Here is a 1091-nt window from a genome sequence, read left to right as displayed (position 1 = left end):
TAAGTGTGACGAGTAAACGAATTTCAAAATATGGGGTCTGACAGGCAATGCGACTCTGATGACCTGCCTGCCGATGAAATGTGCCGTTGAACTGACCGAGCCGGAGAAGAAGACCCTGCAACAGCTGTCGCTCAAACATCCACATGAAGACTTTCGAACCCGTGGACTAGGTCTGCTGGAGCTTGGCCGCGGCCGGCGGGTTCATGAGATCGCGGTCGAACTCGATGTGAGCGACAAGTCGGTGTACAACTGGGTGCACGCCTGGAACGACAAAGGCCTCTGTGGTTTGCTGAGCGGACATAAAGGTGGGCGTCCCCGCGCATTGTCTGATGCCCTGATCGCCACGGCCATCGAAGCAGCGCGTGCCGAATCGATGACGCTCAGGCAGATTGCGCTGCGCATTGAGCAAGTTCATGGTCAGCCGTTGCCATGCCGGCTGGAAACGTTGTCGGTTGCGCTCAGGCATGAGGGGTTCTCCTACAAACGTGGCCGCTACTCACTTAAAAAAAGCGCGATGAGCAGGAGTTCGCCGTGAAGACAGATACGCTCTCAAAGTTGCAGCAGGCCGCTCGTGATGGGGCGTGTCGCCTGATCTACTTCGACCAGTCGGGTTTCTCTGCCTCACCTCCGGTGCAGCGCGGCTGGTCGCCAGTCGGCGAGCCGCATCGCGTCTTACCGAAGCCGCACTGCAGACGTTCGGTGCTCGGTGCATTTGATTTCGGCGCCAATCTTCTAAAGCATGAAGCCAGCAAGACAACCATCAAGCGTCCCGACGTCATCCGGTTTCTTGATCAAGTCGCGCAGGAAGGCGCGCCCGGCCTGATGACTGTGGTGGTGCTCGATAACGCCTCGATTCATCACAACATCGATCAGCAAACCATCGACCGCTGGTTTCTCGACCATCGGATGGTGCTCTTCTATCTGCCGCCGTACAGTCCCGAGCTGAACTTGATCGAAATCGTCTGGAAACACGCCAAGTATCACTGGCGGCGCTTCGTCACCTGGACGAAGGAAACCATCGATACAGAGATCGCCAAGCTGCTCGGCGGCTATGGCTCGGAATTTGAAATCCGTTTTTCCTGAACACTTAT

The 1091-nt window shown here is 56.6% G+C and carries 2 protein-coding genes; both read left to right on the top strand.

The window, feature by feature from the left end:
• Positions 1-58 precede the first annotated feature (58 nt).
• On the top strand, positions 59-535 hold the full coding sequence (locus BSU04_RS22500) for a helix-turn-helix domain-containing protein (RefSeq protein WP_256983209.1): 477 nt from the start codon (positions 59-61) through the stop codon (positions 533-535).
• Positions 532-1083 carry an IS630 family transposase gene (locus tag BSU04_RS22495; protein WP_144021315.1) on the top strand — a complete coding sequence of 184 codons (552 nt, stop codon included), beginning with the start codon at positions 532-534 and terminating at the stop codon, positions 1081-1083. Before BSU04_RS22500 ends, BSU04_RS22495 begins: the two co-directional genes overlap by 4 nt.
• Positions 1084-1091: the final 8 nt, after the last annotated feature.

The sequence above is a fragment of the Caballeronia sordidicola genome (assembly GCF_002220365.1).
Taxonomy (GTDB): Bacteria; Pseudomonadota; Gammaproteobacteria; order Burkholderiales; family Burkholderiaceae; genus Caballeronia; species Caballeronia sordidicola_C.
Note: the sequence above shows the minus strand (reverse complement) of the source record. Positions and strands in the feature narration are given on the sequence as shown.